The 22,263-nt window shown below is 60.7% G+C and carries 17 protein-coding genes; 11 read left to right on the top strand and 6 right to left on the bottom strand.

The window, feature by feature from the left end; all coding sequences use genetic code 11:
- Positions 1 to 4: 4 nt before the first annotated feature.
- The 3 genes from aguA to RYB09_RS16555 form a co-directional block, all read right to left on the bottom strand.
- Positions 5 to 1,111 carry an agmatine deiminase gene (gene aguA / locus RYB09_RS16565; protein WP_058400035.1) on the bottom strand — a complete coding sequence of 369 codons (1,107 nt, stop codon included), beginning with the start codon at positions 1,109 to 1,111 and terminating at the stop codon, positions 5 to 7.
- A gap of 5 nt (positions 1,112 to 1,116) precedes the next feature.
- Positions 1,117 to 1,995: an N-carbamoylputrescine amidase gene (gene aguB, locus RYB09_RS16560; protein ID WP_004654103.1), complete on the bottom strand. Its 879-nt coding sequence runs from the start codon at positions 1,993 to 1,995 to the stop codon at positions 1,117 to 1,119.
- 536 nt (positions 1,996 to 2,531) lie between these two features.
- Positions 2,532 to 5,444, bottom strand: a complete 2,913-nt coding sequence (locus RYB09_RS16555; RefSeq protein WP_316889386.1) for an aminotransferase — start codon at positions 5,442 to 5,444, stop codon at positions 2,532 to 2,534.
- 241 nt (positions 5,445 to 5,685) lie between these two features.
- Here RYB09_RS16555 and rfbB point away from each other — a divergent pair, with 241 nt between their 5' ends.
- The 5 genes from rfbB to RYB09_RS16530 all read left to right on the top strand — a co-directional run bounded on the left by rfbB (position 5,686) and on the right by RYB09_RS16530 (position 11,218).
- Positions 5,686 to 6,768 carry a dTDP-glucose 4,6-dehydratase gene (gene rfbB / locus RYB09_RS16550; protein ID WP_316889385.1) on the top strand — a complete coding sequence of 361 codons (1,083 nt, stop codon included), beginning with the start codon at positions 5,686 to 5,688 and terminating at the stop codon, positions 6,766 to 6,768.
- An 80-nt stretch (positions 6,769 to 6,848) separates the two neighbouring features.
- On the top strand, positions 6,849 to 7,394 hold the full coding sequence (gene rfbC, locus RYB09_RS16545) for a dTDP-4-dehydrorhamnose 3,5-epimerase (RefSeq protein WP_316889383.1): 546 nt from the start codon (positions 6,849 to 6,851) through the stop codon (positions 7,392 to 7,394).
- Positions 7,395 to 7,558: 164 nt separating this feature from the next.
- Positions 7,559 to 9,376 carry an ATP-binding protein gene (locus RYB09_RS16540; protein ID WP_044299850.1) on the top strand — a complete coding sequence of 606 codons (1,818 nt, stop codon included), beginning with the start codon at positions 7,559 to 7,561 and terminating at the stop codon, positions 9,374 to 9,376.
- Positions 9,373 to 10,758, top strand: coding sequence for a sigma-54 dependent transcriptional regulator (locus RYB09_RS16535; protein WP_316889381.1), 1,386 nt, complete (start codon positions 9,373 to 9,375; stop codon positions 10,756 to 10,758). The genes RYB09_RS16540 and RYB09_RS16535 overlap by 4 nt, the downstream gene beginning before the upstream one ends.
- Positions 10,745 to 11,218 (top strand): YiiD C-terminal domain-containing protein, encoded by a 474-nt coding sequence (locus RYB09_RS16530; RefSeq protein ID WP_316889379.1) that lies wholly within the window; start codon positions 10,745 to 10,747, stop codon positions 11,216 to 11,218. Before RYB09_RS16535 ends, RYB09_RS16530 begins: the two co-directional genes overlap by 14 nt.
- Before the next feature lie 741 nt (positions 11,219 to 11,959).
- Here the strand turns inward: RYB09_RS16530 and cysQ are convergent.
- Positions 11,960 to 12,802 carry a 3'(2'),5'-bisphosphate nucleotidase CysQ gene (gene cysQ / locus RYB09_RS16525; RefSeq protein WP_057404879.1) on the bottom strand — a complete coding sequence of 281 codons (843 nt, stop codon included), beginning with the start codon at positions 12,800 to 12,802 and terminating at the stop codon, positions 11,960 to 11,962.
- A complete protein-coding gene (gene nudE, locus RYB09_RS16520; protein WP_005734101.1) occupies positions 12,799 to 13,365 on the bottom strand; it encodes an ADP compounds hydrolase NudE in 567 nt (188 codons plus the stop codon). Before nudE ends, cysQ begins: the two co-directional genes overlap by 4 nt.
- Positions 13,366 to 13,461: 96 nt before the next feature.
- On the opposite strand from nudE, the gene yrfG reads away from it, so the two are divergent.
- The 5 genes from yrfG (at position 13,462) to RYB09_RS16495 (ending at position 19,006) form a co-directional block, all read left to right on the top strand.
- Positions 13,462 to 14,139, top strand: a complete 678-nt coding sequence (gene yrfG / locus RYB09_RS16515) for a GMP/IMP nucleotidase (RefSeq protein WP_316889377.1) — start codon at positions 13,462 to 13,464, stop codon at positions 14,137 to 14,139.
- Positions 14,140 to 14,180: 41 nt separating this feature from the next.
- Positions 14,181 to 15,062 (top strand): LysR family transcriptional regulator, encoded by an 882-nt coding sequence (locus RYB09_RS16510; RefSeq protein WP_002551430.1) that lies wholly within the window; start codon positions 14,181 to 14,183, stop codon positions 15,060 to 15,062.
- A gap of 103 nt (positions 15,063 to 15,165) precedes the next feature.
- A complete protein-coding gene (gene fdhD / locus RYB09_RS16505; protein ID WP_316889374.1) occupies positions 15,166 to 16,002 on the top strand; it encodes a formate dehydrogenase accessory sulfurtransferase FdhD in 837 nt (278 codons plus the stop codon).
- Positions 15,999 to 18,335, top strand: a complete 2,337-nt coding sequence (locus tag RYB09_RS16500) for an FdhF/YdeP family oxidoreductase (protein ID WP_005734100.1) — start codon at positions 15,999 to 16,001, stop codon at positions 18,333 to 18,335. Before fdhD ends, RYB09_RS16500 begins: the two co-directional genes overlap by 4 nt.
- 209 nt (positions 18,336 to 18,544) lie before the next feature.
- Entirely contained in the window at positions 18,545 to 19,006 is a 462-nt protein-coding gene (locus tag RYB09_RS16495) for a glycine zipper domain-containing protein (protein ID WP_002551428.1), read from the top strand.
- 66 nt (positions 19,007 to 19,072) lie between these two features.
- Here RYB09_RS16495 and RYB09_RS16490 read toward each other — a convergent pair whose 3' ends face one another.
- Positions 19,073 to 21,001, bottom strand: a complete 1,929-nt coding sequence (locus RYB09_RS16490) for a RecQ family ATP-dependent DNA helicase (protein ID WP_316889372.1) — start codon at positions 20,999 to 21,001, stop codon at positions 19,073 to 19,075.
- 175 nt (positions 21,002 to 21,176) lie between these two features.
- Between RYB09_RS16490 and RYB09_RS16485 the strand changes: the two genes are divergently transcribed.
- Complete coding sequence (locus RYB09_RS16485) at positions 21,177 to 21,998, top strand: hypothetical protein (RefSeq protein ID WP_122281609.1); 822 nt, start codon at positions 21,177 to 21,179, stop codon at positions 21,996 to 21,998.
- Positions 21,999 to 22,263: the final 265 nt, after the last annotated feature.

Raw genomic sequence — 22,263 nt, 5'->3', positions numbered from 1 at the left:
CTAACTAGGCGTTGTGAGGTGCCGGTTGCTGTTGCGTCAGGCAGTGGATATTGCCGCCACCCAGCAGTAATTCGCGGCCAGGTGCCATCACCACTTCGTGCTCTGGAAACAGCGTTTGCAGTATTTCACGGGCCTTTTCGTCCATCGGATCGTCGAAGCTCGGCGCAATGATGCCGCCATTGACGATAAGGAAGTTCACATAGGACCCGGCCAAACGCACCGAAGGGTTGCGTTCCTGGCTGCCGTGCACCTGATCGACGCCTGCACATTCTTCTTCTGTGGCGAACAATGGGCCAGGAATCGGCATTTTATGAACGATAAACGCGCGCCCCTTTGCATCCAGTGTGTTTTCCAAAATACCCAGCGCCGCATGGCAACGTGAATAGTTGGGGTCTTCGGGATCATCGGTCCAGGCCAGTAACACCTCGCCCGGACGAATGTAGCAACAGAAGTTATCCACATGCCCGTCGGTTTCGTCGTTGAACAGACCATCCGGCAGCCAGACGACTTTATCCACAGCCAGATAATCACCGAGGATTGCTTCGATCTGTTCGCGGGTCAGGTGCGGGTTGCGGTTGCGATTGAGCAGGCACTCTTCGGTGGTAATCAGTGTGCCTTCGCCGTCAACGTGAATCGAGCCGCCTTCCAGCACGAAGCCTTCGGTGACGTAACGCGGGCAGCGCTCGATTTCCAGTACCTTGCTGCCCAGTTGAGAGTCCAGGTTCCACGGCGCATACAACCCGCCGTCGAAGCCACCCCAGGCATTGAATTCCCAGTTCACACCGCGTACTTCGCCACGCTCGTTAATGACGAACGTCGGGCCGCTGTCGCGCACCCAGGCGTCGTTGCTGCTCATTTCCACGACCCGGATGTTCGGCATGTCCAACCGTGCGCGGGCGTTGTCGTACTGCGCGGCAGACACACCCACGGTAACCGGCTCAAAGCGGGCGATGGCCTTGGCGATGGCAACGTGGGCGGCCTGGGCGGGCTTGCCGCCCAGGCGCCAGTTGTCCGGGCGCTCGGGCCAGACCATCCAGACCTGGGTTTGCGGTGCCCATTCGGCAGGCATGTGGAAACCGTCGGCGCGTGGCGTGCTATTGAGCGTGGTCATGGCGATCAGGACTCCAGCGAACCGTCGAGGGTCTTCACCGCGCCGTACAGGTTCGGACGGCGATCACGGAACGTACCCCACGCGCTACGGATGTGCTCCAGCTCGTCCAGGTCGAAGCTGTGGACCAGCACGCCTTCTTCGGTTTCGTTGAGCTCGGCGACTTTTTCACCGAACTGGTTGGCGATGAACGACGAGCCGTAGAAGGTGATGTCGTAGCCATCCTGCTCTTCGTTACCGATGCGGTTGCTGGCGATCAGCGGCATCAGGTTCGCGCCGGCATGGCCTTGCTGCACGCGCTGCCAGTGGTCGCGGGAGCTGATGGTTTTATCGTGTGGTTCGCTGCCGATGGCGGTCGGGTAGAACAGAATTTCTGCGCCCTGCAACGCCATGCTGCGTGCGCACTCCGGGAACCACTGGTCCCAGCAGATGCCGACGCCGATTTTCGCGTAGCGGGTCTGCCAGACCTTGAAGCCGGTGTCGCCCGGGTTGAAGTAGTACTTTTCGTGGTAGCCGGGGCCGTCCGGGATGTGGCTCTTGCGGTAGATGCCCAGGTTGGTGCCGTCTGCGTCGATGATCGCAATGGTGTTGAAACGTGCACGGCCGGCCAGCTCGAAGAAGCTGATCGGCAGAACAACCTGCAGCTCTTTGGCGAGCTTCTGGAAATGCTTGATTGCGACGTTGGATTCGATAGTAGTCGCCAACTGCAGATAGTCCGGGTTCGGCTTCTGGCAGAAGTACGGGGTTTCGAACAGTTCCTGAATCAGGATGATCTGTGCACCCTTGGCGGCAGCTTCACGCACCAGCTTTTCAGCGGTCTCGATGTTGGCTTCCAGATCCCAGGAACAGGCCATCTGGGTAGCAGCGACAGAAACGATACGGCTCATGAAAATATCTCCAGGGGCGGATGCAAAGGACTTATCACCATAGCAGACGAGCGATGACGATTATGAATGCCTTTATAGCGGATATAAATCGGCATTAAAAGCTAAAACTATGTGCCTCTCACGATATATTGTTAGTTTTACCGATATTAATCGGCTTAAAATTCATGACATTGCCCATTCCCCAAGCTGGGTGTGACGCGGAGCGTCACGAACGGCATTCCCACGCTGGAGCGTGCGGAACGATGGGCCCCCGGGCGCCACCTATCGTGCCCATTCCCCCGCTGGTGCGTGCGGAAAGATGGTGCCCGAGCGCCACCTATCGTACCCATTCCCTCGCTGGTGCATGCGGAACGGTGGGCCCCCGGGCGCCACCTATCGTACCCATTCCCTCGCTGGGGCGTGCGGAACGATGGGTGTCCAAGCGCCACCTATCGTGCCCATTCCCTCGCCGGTGCATGCGGAACGGTGGGTGCCCGGGCACCACCTATCGTGCCCATGCTCCGCGTGGGTATGCGGTTCTGGACGCTCTGCGTCCTCTATTCCAGCTCGAGGAGCACTTTCGATACGTTGTCGACGAAAAAATCCACGCTTTGCCGGGTGGTGCACATCGGGGGTTTGATTTTGAGGATGTTCAAGTGGTCGCCGGTCGGCTGCATGAAGATGCCCAGTTCACGCAGGCGTTCGCAAAGCTGCGCGGTTTCTTCTGTGGCGGGTTCCAAGGTCTGACGGTCGCGGACCAGCTCCATGCCCAGATAAAACCCCATGCCATGCACCGCGCCTACCAGCGGATGTTTATCGGCCAGTGCCTGCAGGCGCGCCTTGAAGTGATCGCCCACGAGCCGGGCGTTGTCCCAGAGTTTTTCTTCCTCCATGACGTCCAGCACCGCCATGCCGATACGGCAACTGACCGGGCTGCCACCGGATGAGGAGAAGAAATAGCCCTCGGCCTCCAGCGCCTCGGCGATCTCACGACGGGTGATGACCGCGCCCAACGGATGGCCGTTGCCCATACCCTTGGCCATGCTGATGATGTCCGGCACCACGCCCTGCTCTTCGAAGCCCCAGAAGTAATGCCCCAGACGGCCGTAACCCACCTGCACCTCATCGGCAATGCATACACCACCCGCAGCGCGAATCTTCCGATACACCTGTTGCAGATAACCGGCAGGCAAGGAAATCCCGCCCGCATTGCCGTACACCGGCTCGCAGATAAAGCCCGCCACCTGCCGTTGCTGCTCTGCCAGCGTGGCGAGTACCTGATCGACGCTGCGCACATACTCCGGCGCACTGTCGGCGCCACGAAACGGCCCGCGATAGGTGTTGGGTGCGGTGACCGGATGCACCCAGTCCGGGCGGGTGCTGAGTGCCTGCGGGTTGTCGGCAATCGAGGTGGAAATGGCGTCGGTCGCCACCGACCAGCCGTGATACGCCTCCAGCACACTCAGCATGTCGCGTCCGCCGCTGTAGGCCCAGGCCAGCCTGATTGCCAGATCGTTGGCCTCGGTGCCGCTGTTGACCAGAAACACGCGGTCCATGCCCTCGGGCGCCAGCTTGAGCAAACGCTCGGAGAACTCGGCAATTGCCGCGTAATGAAAGCGCGAGTTGGTGTTGAGCAGCGACCATTGACGAGCCGCCTCGTGGGCCATGCGCGGGTGGCCGTGGCCGAGGACCGCGACGTTATTGAGCATGTCCAGATAGGAACGGCCCTGCATGTCGATCAGGTGATTGCGCCAGCCACGCTCGATCTGCGGCGGAGCCTGGTAGTAGTGTTTTTGCGAGCGGGCGAAGCTGGCATCACGCCGCGCCAGCAATTGCGCCGCGTCTGCGGGCGCTGGCGCGTCACAATCAAAACCGAGCAAGGTCGACGGCGACGGGCACACGGTGCGCCAGGCTGCCGCCCAGGCAGGCGTGGTGAACAGCGGCGGGCTGAGGTCTGCCTTGGTGCACAGTTGCAGCAACAGCGAACCACCGCCCTGCCCGATCAGCGCGCCTGCTGACACTTGATCAGCCAGTGAAGCATCCGGCAGCACGCCCCACAGCTTCAAACTTATGCCCTCGCCGACCAGCAGCAATGCCGCATCCGCGGTCAGCCGCAGAGTGCCGTTGAACGGTGCATGCAGCGCCGTTTCGGCGGGCACATGCAATTCAACGTGCAGGGCGAAAGTTTCGGGCTCCTTCGCGCTGTCAGGCAAGGTGCGCGACAACCGGTACTCCCCAAAGCGGCTGGCAGACAGGCCATCGTCACCCGCAGCCTGGGAGAGCAGGTATTCATCAATGCCACTTTGCTCCCAGTTGCCTGCCACAAAGTGCTCACTGAGCACACCCAGATCCACCACTGTCGGCTTGAGCCCTTGTAGAGCGGGCAGCATTGGCTGGTAAGCGGGCTGACCGGCAGGCGGAAATTCCACACCCACGGCCTGCAGAATCGCCGCTTCCATCAGCGCTATCGGCACCGAAGTGGCGACGTCGAAGATGTTCCATTCCCCGACAAGGTTGGCCTGGATGTACGCGTTGTCCGGCTCGATGCTGACCTGCTGTTCGCTGCTGAGTACCAGCACTGCGGATCGAGCGACGATCAGCGGCCAGAGCGCCTGCAATTCTTCGATCTTCAGCGGATTGAGGGCGTGGTAGGCGCGAATGGCTGGCAGGATGTACAGCGGGTCGCCGTCGGCATGGTGCAGCAGCGCCGCGCAGGTCACCGACAGGTCGGCCACTCGCCAGGTGCTGACCAGATCGCCGAAGTCGATCAACCCCTGCAATTGCCATTGACGCTGTGCATCACGCAGCCAGACCACGTTGTGCTCGGTGATGTCCAGATGCACCGCCTGTATCGGCAGCGCTGCTATCAATGGCAACAAACGACGATGAGCCTGTTCACCAGCCTCGATGACACAGGCGCGAGCGTCGGCGTCCTTGATCACCGGCAGCAGGTGCTTGATCAGCGCATGAGCGTGGCGCGGATCCCATTGCAGAATGCGCTCCAGGCCAGGATGCTCGAAGCCTGCCAGTGCCAGGTCTACACGGGCACACAGTTCGCCCAACCCGACCACCACCTCATGGCCCAGATGCCCGGCGTGCCCCAGTGACTGCCCATCAATGAATTCAAGCAAGCGCACGTGCACCGCCTGCCCGTCGATCCTGATGGATAACAATTGCCCGCCGTTATTGGCGCCTACCACGCCGGGCACGCCAACGGCGCTGTGGCTGCTCAGGTGTTGCAGCGCCGCGTGCTGGGCGTTCAGTTCAGTGGTCGAATAGGCCCCGTGGCAGATTTTCAGCACATAACGCCGCGTGCCGGTTTCAAGCAGAAAGTTGCGATCCTGCTGGCTGCCCAGCGTTTTCAGCGTGCCGCTCAAGCCGTAATGCTGCGCGAGCAATTGCAGCGCCTGATCCACGCTCACCTCGGGGCAAGGCAGACTGGACCGGCGGATGAGCGTGGCAAGCGGCATGGAGAACCTCGATCTTGTTGGAAGGCCCGGGCTCGTCGAGCAAGGCGTCATGGGCAGTGGCGCAACTATAAGGGCATTGCCGGGGGATTGCTCTGCACCACCCCATCAGCACAAGTACTTCAGTGTTGGAAGCCCGCCAGAGTTTTATTCAACCGCCTGCTCGGGTTTAATGACCTTATCTCGCCATATGCGCTCAAGCGCTATGCTGCTATTACGTCAAAACACACAAGAAGGTCAGTTCATGCGAATACTCGTTACCGGGGGCGCAGGTTTCATCGGCTCTGCACTGATCCGCCACCTGATAAACAACACCGAACACGAAGTGCTGAACTTCGACAAATTGACCTACGCGGGCAACCTTGAATCGTTGCAGTCGATTGCGACCGACACGCGCTATGAGTTCGTTCAGGCCGATATCTGCGATCAGGCCAGCGTCAGCGCGGTGCTGGAACGGTTTGCACCACAGGCGATCATGCACCTGGCGGCCGAGTCCCATGTCGACCGCTCCATCGATGGCCCGGCCGAGTTCATCCAGACCAACATCGTCGGCACCTATAGCCTGCTGGAAGCCACGCGCGCTTACTGGCTGAAACTGCCGGAAGCTGAACGTCAGGCGTTCCGTTTTCACCATATCTCTACCGATGAGGTGTATGGCGACCTGCACGGCGTCGATGATCTGTTTACCGAAACCACGCCGTATGCGCCCAGCTCGCCCTACTCGGCGAGCAAGGCGGCGTCCGATCACCTGGTGCGTGCCTGGCATCGCACCTATGGTCTGCCTGTGGTGGTGACCAACTGTTCCAACAACTATGGGCCGTTCCACTTTCCCGAAAAGCTCATCCCGCTGGTGATTCTCAACGCCCTGGCGGGCAAGCCGCTGCCGGTATACGGCAATGGCCTGCAGGTGCGCGACTGGCTGTACGTCGAGGATCACGCACGGGCACTGCTCAAAGTCGTGACCGAAGGCAAAGTCGGCGAGACCTACAACATCGGCGGCCATAACGAGCAGAAAAACATCGACGTCGTCCGCGGTATCTGTGCGCTGCTCGATGAGCTGGCCCCGCAGTATCCGACGGGCGTCGCGCAATACAGCGACCTGATCACCTACGTGGTTGACCGTCCGGGCCACGACCAGCGCTATGCCATCGATGCCAGAAAAATCGACAACAATCTGGGCTGGACGCCCGAAGAGACCTTCGAGTCCGGGCTGCGCAAGACGGTGCAGTGGTATCTGGACAACCTGGACTGGTGCCGCAGGGTTCAGGACGGCAGTTATCAGGGCGAACGACTGGGTTTCACCGACCCAAAGGACCTGATTGCCTGATCACCCTACTTTTCGGCAGACGCGCGTGAGTGCAGACTGTCGAGCTACCACCATTTATTGAAGATTGCAGGGGAAGCCACGTGAACGTAGTAGCGACAAAATTGCCGGAAGTCCTGATTCTGGAACCCAAGGTATTCGGTGATGAACGAGGCTTCTTTTATGAAAGCTTCAACGCCAAGGCTTTTCAGGCTGCTACTGGCCTGACCCGTGAGTTCGTGCAGGACAACCACTCGCGTTCGCAGAAAGGCGTGCTGCGCGGCCTGCATTACCAGATCGAAAACGCCCAGGGCAAACTGGTGCGCGTCACCGTCGGCAAGGTGCTGGATGTGGCAGTGGACATTCGCCGCAGTTCGCCGAACTTCGGTCAGTGGGTCGGCGTCGAGCTGTCCGCTGAAAACGCCCGGCAGCTGTGGGTGCCGGAAGGTTTTGCGCATGGCTTCGTAGTACTCAGCGAACATGCCGAGTTTCTCTACAAGACCACCGACTACTACACGCCGTCGGCCGAGCGTTGCATCGCCTGGAACGACCCGGACCTGGCCATCGACTGGCAGTTCGACGGCCAGCCCAATCTGTCGGCCAAGGACCAGCAAGGCAAACGCCTGAAAGAAGCCGATCTGTTTCCCTGAACACATGATCACAGGCCACCCGGCGCAATGTCCGGGTGCCTGACGAGTCGGCGGCGGGCATAATACGCGCCTGATGCCCACGTCAGGATCGACCGGGTGTTTCTGTTGCCTGTACCGGCCTTGTCGTCGGCAGGCATCGCCAACCCTTCGGCGACGGCCAATCCATGACCATGACTTCTGCTGCTCTGCCGCCTCGCCCTCGCTGGCGCAGCCTTGCCCTTCTGGCACTGTGCCTGGCGCCGCTGCTGTGGCCGCTGGAGCATCTGGCCGAACGTTATTACCGCAACGTGCTGGCCAACCAGAACCGCCAGACCCTGGACCTGTACGTCGCCAACCTGCTCGGCACTCTGCACCGTTACGAAACCCTGCCGCAGATTCTTGGCGACCTGCCCGCCTTGCGCGGCGCACTGGCCGCACCGAGCGATGTCACCACGCTGAAAAACGCCAATCGTCTGCTCAGCGAGATAACGCGCCAGACCGGTGCCGACGTCATGTACCTGATGGACGCCAACGGCTTGACCCTGGCCGCCTCGAACTCGGAACAGAAAGACAGCTTCATCGGCCGAAACTTTTCCTTCAGGCCCTATTTCATCGATGCTCTGGCGGGCAGAACCGGGCGCTTCTTCGGCCTTGGCACCACGTCGGCCAAGCGTGGTTACTTCTTCGCAGGCCCGGTGCGCGATGGTGATCGGGTGATCGGCGTGCTGGTGATCAAGGTCGACCTGGACCACACCGAAACCCTGTGGGGCAAGACGCCCGAGCAACTGCTGCTGACCGATCAGAACGGCGTGGTAATCCTGACCTCCAACCCTGAGTGGCGCTTTCGGGCGACCCGCGACCTGACCGATGACGAGAAAAAGGCCATCGTCGCGATTCAGTCCTACCCGACCCGCGATCCACGGCCGCTGAGGATTGATGAACATGCCTGGCTGACCCAGACCCAGGCCATCGAAGAAACCGGCTGGAACGTCAACATTCTCGCGCCTCGCGCCCTTGTTGACCGTCAGGTACGCACAGTGGTGGCGATTGGAGGCGCAGCGCTGCTGGTGCTGATGTTGTTGCTGGGCCTGATGATGCAGCGTCGTCGTCATTATCTGGACCGCATCGCTTTCGAGGCCAAGGCGCGCCGCGAGCTGGAGATGCGGGTTATCGAGCGGACCAGCGATCTGGAGGGGCTCAACAGCCGTCTGCGTCAGGAAGTGCTGGAACGCGAACAGGCGCAGCAGGAACTGGTGCAGGCTCAGGACGAACTGGTGCAGACCAGCAAACTGACGGCGCTGGGCACCATGTCGGCGAGTATCAGCCATGAGCTGAATCAGCCGTTGGCCGCCATCCGCAGTTACGCCGAAAACGCCGAAGTGCTGCTCGATCATCAACGCACCGAGGACGCACGCGGCAACCTCAAGCTGATCAGCGAACTGACCGGGCGCATGGCCTCGATCATTGCTCACTTGCGCGCCTTCGCCCGCCGTGACCGGCACGCCCCTGAAAGCGTAGCGCTGCAACCGGCGCTGGACGATGCGCTGGCGTTGCTGGCCAAGCGGCGGCGCGCCATGGAAGTCGAGCTAATCCGAGACCTGCCGGACGCAACGCTGTGGGTACAGGCCGGTGAAACCCGTCTGCGTCAGGTGCTCGGCAATCTGATCGCCAACGCGCTGGACGCACTCACCGAAAAAGGCCCGCCGCGCAGGCTGTGGATAAGTGCCGAGCAAACTGCCGAGGGCGTCAATCTGTACATTCGTGACAACGGCCCCGGATTTTCTCAGGAAGCACTGGCGCGGGCACGCGAGCCATTCTTCACGACCAAGACCCGCACCCAGGGTCTTGGCCTGGGTCTGGCCATCTGCGATACGCTGATGCGCGCGCTGGGCGGCGAATTGCTGTTCGCCAACCATCCGAGCGGCGGCGCAGTGCTTACCCTGCGCCTGCGTGCCGGCGCTTCCGGGGCCAATCTTCAACCGCCAGAGGACCTTTCCGCATGAGTTCGGACACAGCCATCGACAGCCAGATTCAGGTGGTGCTGATCGACGACGACTCGCACCTGCGTCAGGCACTTCGCCAGACGCTGGACCTGGCTGGACTGAACGTTCTGTCGCTGTCCGAGGCAACCGGGCTGGCCGAACGCATCGGCCGCGACTGGCCTGGCGTGGTGGTCAGCGATATCCGTATGCAGGGCATGGATGGCCTGGAGCTGCTCGACCAGCTTCACGCACAGGACCCCGACCTTCCTGTGCTGCTGATCACCGGTCACGGCGATGTGCCGCTGGCGGTCAAAGCCATGCGCGCCGGAGCCTATGATTTTCTGGAAAAGCCCTTCGCCAGCGATGCCATGCTCGACAGCGTGCGTCGGGCTCTGGCGCTGCGCCGTCTGGTACTGGATAACCGCAGCCTGCGCCTGGCCCTGAGCGATCGCCAGCAATTGAGCACACGGCTGATCGGTCAGTCACCGTCGATCCTGCGCCTGCGCGAGCAGATCGGGGCGTTGGCGGGGACTCGCGCTGACGTGTTGATCCTCGGCGAAACCGGCGCGGGTAAAGAAGTGGTGGCGCGCGCACTGCACGACCTGTCCAACCGCCGCAGCGGCCCGTTCGTGGCGATCAACGCCGGGGCGCTGGCTGAATCGGTGGTGGAAAGCGAGCTGTTCGGCCATGAGCCCGGTGCCTTTACCGGCGCGCAGAAGCGACGTATCGGCAAGTTCGAGTTTGCCAACGGCGGCACACTGTTCCTCGATGAAATCGAAAGCATGAGCCTGGACGTACAGGTCAAACTGCTGCGCCTGTTGCAGGAGCGCGTTGTCGAGCGGATGGGCAGCAATCAGCAGATCCCGCTGGACATCCGCATCATTGCGGCGACCAAGGAGGACCTGCGGCAGGCGGCTGATCAGGGCCGCTTCCGGGCGGACTTGTATTACCGGCTGAACGTGGCCTCGCTGCGTATCCCGCCGTTGCGCGAACGTGGCGAAGACGCGCTGATGCTGTTCGAACACTACGCTGATGCTGCGAGCATGCGCCACGGCATTCCCAAGCACGAGCTCAAGCCCGGCCAGCGGGCGCTGTTGTTGCGTCATAACTGGCCGGGCAACGTCCGGGAACTGCAAAACGCCGCCGAACGCTTTGCGCTGGGTCTTGAGCTGGAGCTGGAAGGCAGTGATGCAGAGCAGGCACCACCGCCGGGCGGCGGCTTGAGTGATCAGGTGGAAAGCTTCGAACGGGCCTTGATCGCCGCCGAGCTGGCTCGTCCGCACAGTTCGGTTCGCAGCCTGGCGGAAGCGCTGGGTGTGCCGCGCAAAACCCTGCACGACAAACTGCGTAAACACGGCCTGACGTTTGGCGACAGCAGCGGAGCTTCCGATGACAACGATTGAGCCTGAGCATGACGCAGCCCGCGAGCTTGAGCAGGTGCTGCACCACGACATTCCGCTGACCCGCGAAATGGGCATGCGCGTGATTGACTGGCACAAGCAGACTCTGCGCCTGCACCTGCCACTGGCACCTAACGTCAATCACAAGAACACGCTGTTCGGCGGCAGTCTGTATTGCGGCGCAGTGCTGGCGGGCTGGGGCTGGCTGCACCTGCGGCTACGCGAGGCCGGGATCAGCGATGGGCATATTGTGATTCAGGACGGGCAGATCAGTTATCCACTGCCGGTACGCAGTGACGCCATCGCCCGCTGTGATGCGCCAGAGCTGGTGCTGTGGGACAAGTTCATCACCACCTACCAACGCCGAGGCCGCGCCCGCATGACCCTGCACACCAGCATTACCGCGCAGGACAGCGAAGAACAGGCTGTTCGTTTTGTCGGGCAGTTTGTGTTGCACCGGTGAGTGAGGCTGCGCGCAGTTGATGCACTGGTGAAACTGTCTCACCCCCATATGCAGACCTGTGGGAGCGCGCTCGCCCCTGCATACTTGTATCAAGCGAAGAACAGGCCGTGCGCTTTGTCGAGCAGTTCGTGTTGCGCCAGTGAGGCTGCACGCATTGGATGCACTGTACGCAGACCTGTGGGAGCGAGCTTGCTCGCGAAGAGGCCAGTGCAATCTGCGAAAATTCATCGTCTGAACCATCACCTTCGCGAGCAAGCTCGCTCCCACAAGAGCGCGCTCGCCCCTGCATACCTGTATCAAGCGAAGAACACGCCGTGCGCTTTGTCGAGCAGTTTGTGTTGCACCGGTGAGGCTACACGCATTGGATGCACTGTACGCAGACCTGTGGGAGCGAGCTTGCTCGCGAAGAGGCCGGTGCAATCCGCAAAAATTCATCGTCTGAACCATCGCCTTCGCGAGCAAGCTAAGCGTCGCCCGGCTCGCTCCCACAAGAGCACGCTCGCCCCTGCATACCTGTTTCAAGCGAAGAAAAGGCCGTGCGCTTTGTCGGGCAGTTCGTGTTGCGCCAGTGAAGCTGCACGCATTGGATGCACTGTACGCAGACCTGTGGGAGCGAGCTTGCTCGCGAAGAGGCCAGTGCAATCTGCGAAAATTCATCGTTTGAACAATCACCTTCGCGAGCACGCGAAGCGTCGCCCGGCTCGCTCCCACGCTCGCCGGGCAGAGGCCTTGAAGCCGGCCTCAGGACTGCGCAAGCACCAGCAGTTTGTCACGCCATTCGGCGTTGGCAGGCAATGCCAGGAAGAACGGGTTGAGCAGCGATTCGCGTGCCGGGTAGCTGAACGGTTTGCCGTCCAGTTGCAGAACTTCGCCACCAGCGCCTTCAAGCACGCCTTGCGCCGCAGCGGTGTCCCATTGCGAAGTCGGGGCCAGTCGCGGGTAGCAATCGGCAGCACCTTCGGCCAGCAGGCAGAATTTCAATGAGCTGCCGATATTGGTCAGCTGCAAATGCCCAAGCCCGCTCGACAGGCCAGCCAGCAAATGCTCCTGCTCCGGACTGGAATGGCGGCGGCTGGCGACTACGGTAAAGGTCTGCCCTTCGCCCGGCTGAGTGCGCACGGCAATCGGCTGGAGGTGGTCGATGTCATCGCTGCGCCAGGCACCCAGCCCTGCACCGCCGAAGTAACAACGGTTGTTGGTGGGCATCGACACCACACCAAACACCACACGACCGTGCTCAATCAGCGCGACGTTGACGGTGAACTCCTCACTGCCGGAGATAAACTCCTTGGTACCATCCAGCGGATCGACCAGCCACCAGCGCTCCCATTTCGCTCGCTCGCTGAACGGAATGTCGGCGTCTTCTTCAGAGAGCACATGAATGCTCGGATCAAGCGCCTGCAAGCCCTCGACCAAAACCTGGTGGGCTGCCAGGTCGGCGGCGGTCACTGGCGAGTCGTCGGTCTTGGTGGTGACGGTGACATTGGCTCGCCAGAACGGCAGGATCACCTCGCCCGCCAGGCGGACCAGTTCAATCACCGGGGCGAGCAGCGGATGTGGCAGGTTTTGTAACGAGTCGGTCATGGCTGGAACAATCCACGCTGGGTTAGCAGGTCACGGGTCAGGTACAGCGCAGCAAGCGCCCTGCCTTCACTGAACTGGGCATTCTGCGCAAGACTCGACAGCTCGCGCAGGTTGATCCGGTCGACCCGGATTGGCTCGGGCTCGTCGCCTTCCAGCCGCTCTTCATACAGGTCAGTGGCGAGGACCACCTGAATTTTCTGGCTCATGTAACCGGGGGACAGCGACAGTTCAGTCAACAATTCCAGTTGCCGGGCACCGAAACCGGCTTCTTCCTTGAGTTCGCGGTTGGCGGCTGCCAGCACGTCTTCGCCGGGCTCGATCAGGCCCTTGGGCAGGGACAGCTCGTAGGCATCGGTACCACCGCAATATTCTTCGATCAACACCGCGTGGTCGGCATCGAGCATGGCCACGATCATCACCGCGCCGGGCCCCGTCCCCCGGCTGGCCAGACGCTCATAGGTCCGCTCGACGCCATTGGCAAAGCGCAGTTGCAGCTCTTCAACGCGGAACAGACGACTACTGGCGACAATTGCACGGGCAAGTACGGTAGGTTTCTGACGCATGACAGGCTCCTTTACATGAACGAGGTACTATACCGAGCTTTTCCCGATGTCTGTGTCGGATATGCTTACCCGCTCTCAACCCCTGACGAGGCCTGAATGCTTTCCATGCCCTGGAGCGAAATCGATACCGTCCTGCTGGATATGGACGGCACGTTGCTCGACCTGCATTACGACGAACACTTCTGGATGCAACACCTGCCGCAGCGTTATGCCGAGCTACACGGCGTCAGTTTCGCCATGGCCTGGCTGGAGTTAAAGCCGCTGTTCGAAAACAACGCGGGCACGCTCAATTGGTACTGCCTGGATTTCTGGAGCGCCGAGCTTAAACTGTCGGTTCGCGACCTAAAACGCGAAATTGCGCACATGATTGCACTGCGCCCGGACGCCGAGACCTTTCTCGCCGCCATCAAGCAAGCGGGCAAACGGGTGATCATGATCACCAACGCGCACCGCGATTCGTTGTCGCTGAAGATGGAGCGAATCGAGCTGGCGCCTTATTTCGAACGCCTGATCAGCTCTCACGATTACGGCTTTCCCAAGGAAAGCCAGCATTTCTGGGACGCCTTGAAGGCCGAAACAGCCTTCGACCCGGCACGCAGTCTGTTTATCGACGACACCTTGCCGATCCTGCGCAGCGCCCGCCACTTTGGTGTAGCCCATTTGCTGGCTGTCAGCCAGCCCAACAGCCAGAAAGGCCCGAAAGACACTGAAGAGTTCGCTGCGGTGGACGATTATCGGGAGCTGATCAAGGGCGTGCTCCATCCTTCAGCCTGAACGCGTAGAATCGGCTGTCTGGACGGCCCAGCGGAGTGAATATGGACATCAAGCAACTTAAGTTTCTGATCGCCCTCGATGAAACGAGGCACTTCGGCCATGCGGCTGCGCGTTGCAATATCACCCAGCCCACCTTGTCGATGCGTCTGCGCAATCTGGAAGAAGAGCTCGGTTTGCCCCTGGTCAATCGGGGCCAGCGTTTTGAAGGCTTCACTGCGCCAGGCGAACGCGTGTTGGCCTGGGCACGCACGGTACTGGCAGCCTACGACGGCCTGCAGGCTGAAGCGGCTGCCTGCAGGGGGCACTTGGTCGGCACACTGCGCTTGGGTGTAGTGCCGCTGTCGAGCTTCGATCCGCTGCCATTGCTGCACCGGCTGCACCAGATGCACCCCAACCTGCGCTTCGAGCTGTCGTCACTGAGTTCCGAGCAGGTGCTGGAACAACTGGCGAGCAATCGTATCGATCTGGGCGTTTCTTACCTGGAACGGCTGGACACCGAACGCTTCGACTCGCTGACCCTGGACGACACGCGCATGGGGCTGCTGTATGACCGTCGGCACTTTACCTTTGGTGACGAACCGTTGAGCTGGGCCGATCTGGTCGAATTGCCGCTGGGCACTCTGACCAGCGGCATGCATTTTCGCCAATCGATCGATCACAACTTCCACAGCCGTGGCCTTCAGCCCAATCCGTTGATCCAGACCGATGCCGTTCATCAGTTGCTGCAGGCCGTCCATGGCGGTTTTTGCTGCGCGATCATGCCGCTGGATGGCGGCCTGGAAACGCTCACCGAGCATTTGCGCCTGCACCCGATCGCCGACGCCCGTACGCTGGCCCGGCTGGGGTTGATCATGCGCCGCAGTGCACCGCGCTCGGCACTGGCTGAAGCCTGCTTTGCACTGGTAGCAGAAATGCCGCGCTAGAGCGTTGATCGACGTCATCTATCGGCACATCAGCACTAGCGATTAGACGATTTACCAGAACGGGCCTAGTCTTGCAGATGTCATTCTGCCGGTATTTCAGCCCATGCCCGTTACGCGCAAGGTCAGCTCGGCGTCCTTTGCTACGCCAGCCCCCGAAGCAAGCCAGTCTTACAGCTACTCGAACCTCGAGGGCACGGACTCTGCACGTAACGAACTTGCCGAAGAAGTGGCACTGGCGATTGCCTACAACGGCATCAGCCAGGCAGTCATGCTGGTCAGCCCCACCGATCTGGAAGACTTTATCGTCGGCTTCAGCCTGGGCAGCGGCATCATTGCCTCGCACGACGAAATCTACGACTTCAAAATCAGCGGTTGCGGCTCGGCGATGCAGGCCGAAGTCGAAATCGCCAGCCGTGCCTTCTGGGAACTCAAGCAACAGCGTCGGCAACTGGCCGGCACCAGCGGTTGTGGGCTCTGTGGCGTTGAAGCGGTAGAGCAGGCACTGCCAGAGCTGAACGTGTTGCCCGGCGCACCCTTGCCGCCGATTGAGTGGCTGGAAGGCCTGCGTCAGCGCATCGGTGAGTTCCAGCCGCTTGGCCGCCATTGTGGCGCTGTGCATGCTGCGGTGTTCATGGACAGTAACGGCCAGCTGTTGCTGGGACGTGAAGACATCGGCCGCCACAACGCGCTGGACAAGCTGATCGGCGCATTGATCCGTCAGGACATCTCCTTGGCAGGCGGCGTCGCCATCGTGACCAGCCGCTGCAGCCTGGAACTGATTCAGAAAGTATTGCGCGCCGGCATCCAGACCCTGGTCAGCCTGTCGTCGCCCACCGGCCTGGCCCTGCAATGGGCCCGCCGCCACAACCTCAATTTAATTCACCTGCCGCAGCACAGTGCGCCGCGGGTCTATAGCCCTGCGATGGAGATTCAAGCGTGAGCACTCATCATCAAGCCGACAAGACACCTATCCCCCGCTACAAGCCATACAAAGGTGCGGCAGGCGGCTGGGGCGCACTGATCAGCGTGACGCAACACTGGCTGGGCAGTGACAACGCGCTGAAGAACCTGCGCATGATGCTCAAGACCAACCAGAATGGCGGCTTCGACTGCCCTGGCTGCGCGTGGGGCGATTCGCCGGAAAGCGGCATGGTCAAGTTCTGCGAGAACGGCGCCAAGGCGGTCAACTGGGAAGCCACCAAACGCCGTGTCGATCCGGCCTTCTTCGCCCGCTACAGCGTCAGTGCATTGCTGGAGCAGAGCGACTACTGGCTTGAGTATCAGGGCCGCCTGACCGAGCCTCTGGCCTACGATGCCGAAACCGACCGTTACAAGCCAATCAGCTGGGACAACGCATTCGCGCTGATCGCCAAGCACCTGAAGAACCTGCCCAGCCCGAACATGGCCGAGTTCTATACCTCGGGTCGCGCCAGCAACGAAGCGGCGTACCTGTATCAGTTGTTCGTGCGCGCCTATGGCACCAACAACTTCCCGGACTGCTCGAACATGTGCCACGAAGCCAGTGGTGTAGCGCTGTCGCAAAGCGTCGGCGTGGGCAAGGGCACCGTGACGTTCGAAGACTTCGAACACGCCGACGCCATCTTCGTCCTCGGCCAGAACCCCGGCACCAACCACCCGCGCATGCTGGAACCCCTGCGTGAAGCGGTACAACGCGGCGCGCAGGTGGTGTGCGTCAACCCGTTGAAAGAGCGTGGTCTGGAGCGTTTCCAGCACCCTCAGCACCCGGTCGAAATGCTCACCAACGGTGACCGTCCGACCAACACCGCCTACTTCCGCCCTGCCCTGGGCGGCGACATGGCGCTGTTGCGCGGCATGGCCAAGTTCCTGCTGCAATGGGAGCGTGATGCACAGCTGGCGAATGAGCCGTCGGTCTTTGATCACGCGTTCCTCAACGAACACACCGAAGGCGTGCTTGAATACCTGGCCGCCATCGATGACACGTCCTGGGACGAGATTGTCGAGCAGTCCGGCCTGCCGCTTACTGACATCGAACAGTCAGCACGCATGTACGCCAAGGGCAAGAACGTCATCATGTGCTGGGCAATGGGTATCACACAGCACCGCCATTCGGTTGCGACCATTCAGGAAATCGCCAACCTGATGCTGCTGCGCGGCAACATTGGCCGTCCAGGCGCAGGCCTGTGCCCGGTGCGCGGTCACAGTAACGTGCAGGGTGACCGCACCATGGGCATCAACGAGCGCCCACCGGTGTTCCTGCTCGATGCTCTGGAAAAACGCTTCCAGTTCAAAGTGCCCCGCGAAAATGGCCACAACGTGGTCGAAGCCATTCACGCCATGGCCGAAGGTCGCGCCAAGGTGTTCATCGCGCTGGGCGGCAACTTCGCCCAGGCAACACCGGACAGCCATCGCACTGCAGAAGCCCTCAGCAACTGCGACCTGACCGTACAGATCAGCACCAAGCTGAACCGCAGCCACCTGTTCCACGGCAAGGACGCGCTGATCCTGCCGTGCTTCGGCCGTACCGACATCGACATCCAGGCCAACGGCCCACAAGCCGTGACCGTGGAAGATTCGTTCAGCATGGTCCACGCGTCCAACGGACAGTTGAAGCCGTCGTCGAAGCAGATGCGTTCCGAGCCTGCGATCATCGCCGGTATCGCCAACGCAACACTGGGCAAGGCACCTGTGGACTGGTTGTGGCTGGTCGAAGACTACGACCGCATTCGCGACCTGATCGCCGACACCATCCCCGGCTTCAAGGACTTCAACGAGCGCGTAAAACATCCGGGTGGCTTCTACCTGGGCAACGCCGCCGGTGCCCGCCGCTGGAACACAGCCTCGACGCGCGCCAACTTCAAATCCAACGCGTTGCCGCTGAGCCTGATCCATGAAGACATCAGCTCGACCGGGCAGATTCCGGACCTGATCATGCAATCGATGCGCTCGCACGATCAGTACAACACCACTATCTATGGCCTGGACGACCGTTATCGCGGTGTCAAAGGCCAGCGTGATGTGCTGTTCGTCAACGAAGCCGACATCATTCGTCTGGGCTTTCAGCCGGGTCAGAAAGCTGACGTGATCTCAATCTGGAGCGACAACCGCGAGCGCCGCGTCAAAGGCTTCACCTTGTTGGCGTTCGACATTCCGGCCGGTCAGGCTGCGGCCTACTATCCAGAGGTCAACCCGCTGGTACCGCTGGAAAGCGTTGGCGATGGCAGCAGCACGCCGACGTCGAAGTTCGTGGCCATTCGTCTCGAGCGATCGGCAGAGTCGGCCCGCATCATCTGACGTTCATAAAAGACGCCCACAAAAAAGGCCCGTTTCGCTGGAAACGGGCCTTTCACAAGTAACCTCAGACTCTCTTTTCCGACTTAAGTTCCTTAGCCAAAACAATAACTTAGCAGTTTGTGTGGCAATCGTGTTACTCGTCGGAATTGCATTGCTACATTCTTCACTTGACACCAAGATCGCGCCGTCATCCCTATGAGATTCCATACATGAAGTATTCCTCGATACTGTTGTTGTCTCTTGCCTTGATCAGCGGTGCAGCCTCTGCAGGCAACCTCGAATCAGGCGCAGGCGGAGCATTGGGTGGGGTACTCGGCTCGGTCGTCGGTCAACAGCTCGGCGGCAGCACCGGTTCAGCGATTGGCGCTGGCCTGGGTGGCGCAGCCGGCGGTGCGGTCGGTGCAGACCGTCGCAACCGTACAGAAGCAGCCATTGGCGGCGGTCTGGGCGCAGCAGGCGGTAACGTTGTAGGCCGCAGCGTTGGCGGCAGCACCGGCAGCCTGATCGGCTCGGCGGTAGGCGGCGGCGGTGGTGCCGCACTCGGCAACTACATGGGCAACGAAAGCCGCAGCGATGATCGTCGTTATCGCGGTGGCCGTGATGATCGCCGCTACTATCGCGATCATGACCGTCGTCCGAAGCACCACGGCCATCGTCGTCATCGCGACTGATACAGCCGCTATTTACTGATTTAATGATGAATCAAAACCGGCCGCTCTTGAGCGGCCGGTTTTGTTTTAGAGCATCGCCTGCACCCATGCCCTCACCTGCGCATACGGATAATCCTCCAGCAAGGCAAAACCGCTGGTGGCGCGAGCCTTGAGCCTGGTGAACAAGGGCACGCTGATGCCGCACAAAAAGCGCGTCAGGCATTCGGCGCTGGGCGGCTGACCAGTGAAGTCCTGGTGCTTGTGGATAAAATCACCGCACACCTGCTGAAAGTCCCGGTTATCCAGAGGTTCCAGCGCAGGTGGCTGTGGAAGATGGGCGATCTGGCCGTGGCAGACCGAGCAATGGCCGCATTGCTCGGGTGCATTGTGATCACCGAAGTACCGCGCCAATCGATGAGTCAGGCACTGATCACTGGAGAACACCTCAAGCATTGAATGAATGCGCGCAACTTCAGTGGCCTCGTGGTGGGCGAAATAATCGTGCAGCTCGACGCTCAGGGCCTGCGGATCAAAGTCGCTGCGCAACACGCTGTAGACCTCAGTCATCTGCTTGCTTTCGAGCTCGATCCAGCCCTTTTCCTGAAAATAATCCAGCGCCTTGACCACCCGGCCACGCTCGGCACCGTATTGCTGGTACATCGCGTCGAAGTTGACCGTGGCCCAGGTCCGCGCCCGGCTGGACGTATCGATCAGCGCCTGAACGAATTCGCGCCGCTCACCCTCGAAACGCGCCATCAGGTCGTGCGGCTGAAGCAGAAACTTGAAGCGGTACTCGGCGAAGTAAGCGTAACGCGGTGCGATGATTCCGCGCAGTTCCAGCTGCACCAGCAGGGTCTTCAACGGCAATTGACGGATATTGCTGAGATCAGCCAGCGGCCCGAGCAGAAACTCCCACTGCCCGTCATGACGCGCCCCAAGCAGATCCTCCAGCACACGAGCAATCCCCTCGCGCTCCGGCGTGTCGCCATACACAAAATTTTCCAGCACATTGAGGCTGTCGCGGTTGGCCAGCACCAGACAATCCGAGGCACCACCATCGCGCCCTGCCCGGCCGATTTCCTGGCTGTAGTTCTCGATGGATTTGGGCAGGTCGAAATGCACCACATTACGGATGTCGCTTTTGTCGATGCCCATTCCGAACGCAATGGTCGCCACGATGCAGTTCAGGCTGCCGCCCATGAAACGCTTCTGAATCGACTCGCGCTGATCGTTGGGCAGCCCGGCATGGTAAGCACTGGCAGGCAGACCATTCTGCTCAAGGTGCACCGCGACATGCTCGGCGGTCTTTTGCAGCGTCACGTAAACGATTGTCGGTTGGCCGCGCCGCTCATTGAGCCACTCGACCAGCAGCCGCCTTTTGTCACGCCCGCTGACCGGCTTGACCCACAGGTGCAGGTTGGCGCGGTAGAAGCCGGTGGTGATGACATCCTCCGGGGTAATGGCGAATTTGTCCTGCATGTCAGTAATGACCTGCGGTGTCGCTGTCGCCGTCAGCAGCAGTGCCTGAGGGATGTTGAATTCGCGCTGGTAGTCCGGCAGCTTCAGATAATCAGGCCGAAAGTTATGCCCCCACTCCGAAATACAGTGCGCCTCGTCGACCACCAGCAAGGAAATCGGCACCTGGGCGATGAAGTTGCGGAAACGTTCGTTCTTGAGGCGCTCGACCGAGATCATCAGGATCTTCAGCTCTCCGGAACGCGCGCGAGCCATGACGTCGGCGACATCATCGCGGCTTTGCGCCGAATCAATGCTTGCTGCGGCAATGCCGTGGCGGTGCAAAAAGGCAAGCTGATCCTGGATCAGCGCCAGCAACGGCGAAACCACCAGCGTCAGATTGGGCAGCAGTAGCGCAGGCAATTGGTAACATAGCGACTTGCCTGAGCCCGTCGGGAAAATTGCCGCAGCCGAGCGTCCGGCCAGCACGGCGCTGATCGCTGCCTCCTGGCCTGGCCGGAACTGCGTGTAACCAAAAACCTGCTCAAGACGCTGGTGCATTCGCGGTTCATCCATCAGTCAAACAAAACGGTCCCAACCTTAGCGCGACAGGCCAAATGCATACACCACCAAAGCGTTACAGAAACACGGCGCGTGGCCGATAACGTTGAGATTTCATGCCTGCTGCGTCAGCAGGCGCGGCGCTCACCTTCATACCGCTTGATCTGGAGCAGGAATGGATTCCACACAGCAACCCGAAGACGACGGGATCATCCGCATTCAGCGCCTTGTGCCGGGCCAGGTCGATGTCGTTCTGGGCGCACATCCAAGCCGTAAACTCAGCGCTCGACCGGACAAGTCGCGGTCCTACTGGCTATGGCTGGCAGGCCTTATCGTTGCGGGTTGCCTGGCCGGGTTGCTTGTGTCTCATGCACGAAGCCCAAAGGTGGCACTGGCACCACCTGTCGAGCGACCTGCACCTGAACCAGAGACCACCATGATCGACAGCGAACCGACAATGGTGGCAAGCCCCGCGCCGGCGCCGTCGACCAAGGCACCCGACCTTTTACCTGTCGCCGTAACCCGGGAACAGCCCGCCGCCGTGCAGCCGCTGGATAACTGCATGAAAAGCGGCAATGTCATTGATGAGAGCGTGTTGAACTGTCGCTTTGGCCAGGTCCCTCGTCCCGCTCAGGCAGAACCGGCGAAAGGCATGGTGTCCGCAGACTACATGGCCGACTTCAAGGCCAACGCTGCACGCAACCCCGCTCGCCCGGCTCGGCCCTACAGCGTCGCAACGGCCTCCATCCGTGAATGGGACGGCAGAAACCGCTATCGGGCGCAGTGGCGGGTTTACGGCAACACCATCGACGGCGACAGCGTCTGCGAAAACTTCGCCATTCGCTCATTCGAACGGCGCGAGTGTCGCAAGGCTGCGCAGGTCAACTTCAAGGAGGAATGCCGGGAGTGGACCAAACGTGCTGCCCGAAATCGCGACGAGGACAGTAAAAATGCCGAGCAGCGTTATTGTGAAGTGGCGGCGACTTTCTCGCCTTAGCAACACCTTGAACCCCTCTGGAGCAACTGTTTCGCCGCTAAAACCGGTTTTTTGATGCGTACGTTCACGGCCATCCACATACAAAACCTTACACATGTATAGCCAAAGACTTACACGCAATAGGGAAGGTTGGCTATTTTTCACCTGCTATCAGCGCCGTAAGATTGGATCCAACAACTGGCGAACAAGGAGTTCGCCAGGATCAGGGACGATCGACCATCGCCGGGAAGGCAGCCGACAGGGAGTTGGAATGGTCTTGGTACAA

The organism is Pseudomonas syringae group sp. J254-4 (assembly GCF_032586855.1).
In the GTDB taxonomy this organism is placed as follows: Bacteria; Pseudomonadota; Gammaproteobacteria; order Pseudomonadales; family Pseudomonadaceae; genus Aquipseudomonas; species Aquipseudomonas amygdali.
Note: the sequence above shows the minus strand (reverse complement) of the source record. Positions and strands in the feature narration are given on the sequence as shown.

What these genes read in the sequence shown, in the direction of transcription:
- aguA (WP_058400035.1), bottom strand. Translation starts at nt 1,111, where the DNA reads ATGACCACGCTCAATAGCACGCCACGCGCCGACGGTTTCCACATGCCT.
- aguB (WP_004654103.1), bottom strand. Translation starts at nt 1,995, where the DNA reads ATGAGCCGTATCGTTTCTGTCGCTGCTACCCAGATGGCCTGTTCCTGG.
- RYB09_RS16555 (WP_316889386.1), bottom strand. Translation starts at nt 5,444, where the DNA reads ATGCCGCTTGCCACGCTCATCCGCCGGTCCAGTCTGCCTTGCCCCGAG.
- rfbB (WP_316889385.1), top strand. Translation starts at nt 5,686, where the DNA reads ATGCGAATACTCGTTACCGGGGGCGCAGGTTTCATCGGCTCTGCACTG.
- RYB09_RS16540 (WP_044299850.1), top strand. Translation starts at nt 7,559, where the DNA reads ATGACCATGACTTCTGCTGCTCTGCCGCCTCGCCCTCGCTGGCGCAGC.
- RYB09_RS16535 (WP_316889381.1), top strand. Translation starts at nt 9,373, where the DNA reads ATGAGTTCGGACACAGCCATCGACAGCCAGATTCAGGTGGTGCTGATC.
- RYB09_RS16530 (WP_316889379.1), top strand. Translation starts at nt 10,745, where the DNA reads ATGACAACGATTGAGCCTGAGCATGACGCAGCCCGCGAGCTTGAGCAG.
- cysQ (WP_057404879.1), bottom strand. Translation starts at nt 12,802, where the DNA reads ATGACCGACTCGTTACAAAACCTGCCACATCCGCTGCTCGCCCCGGTG.
- nudE (WP_005734101.1), bottom strand. Translation starts at nt 13,365, where the DNA reads ATGCGTCAGAAACCTACCGTACTTGCCCGTGCAATTGTCGCCAGTAGT.
- yrfG (WP_316889377.1), top strand. Translation starts at nt 13,462, where the DNA reads ATGCTTTCCATGCCCTGGAGCGAAATCGATACCGTCCTGCTGGATATG.
- RYB09_RS16510 (WP_002551430.1), top strand. Translation starts at nt 14,181, where the DNA reads ATGGACATCAAGCAACTTAAGTTTCTGATCGCCCTCGATGAAACGAGG.
- fdhD (WP_316889374.1), top strand. Translation starts at nt 15,166, where the DNA reads ATGCCCGTTACGCGCAAGGTCAGCTCGGCGTCCTTTGCTACGCCAGCC.
- RYB09_RS16495 (WP_002551428.1), top strand. Translation starts at nt 18,545, where the DNA reads ATGAAGTATTCCTCGATACTGTTGTTGTCTCTTGCCTTGATCAGCGGT.
- RYB09_RS16490 (WP_316889372.1), bottom strand. Translation starts at nt 21,001, where the DNA reads ATGCACCAGCGTCTTGAGCAGGTTTTTGGTTACACGCAGTTCCGGCCA.
- RYB09_RS16485 (WP_122281609.1), top strand. Translation starts at nt 21,177, where the DNA reads ATGGATTCCACACAGCAACCCGAAGACGACGGGATCATCCGCATTCAG.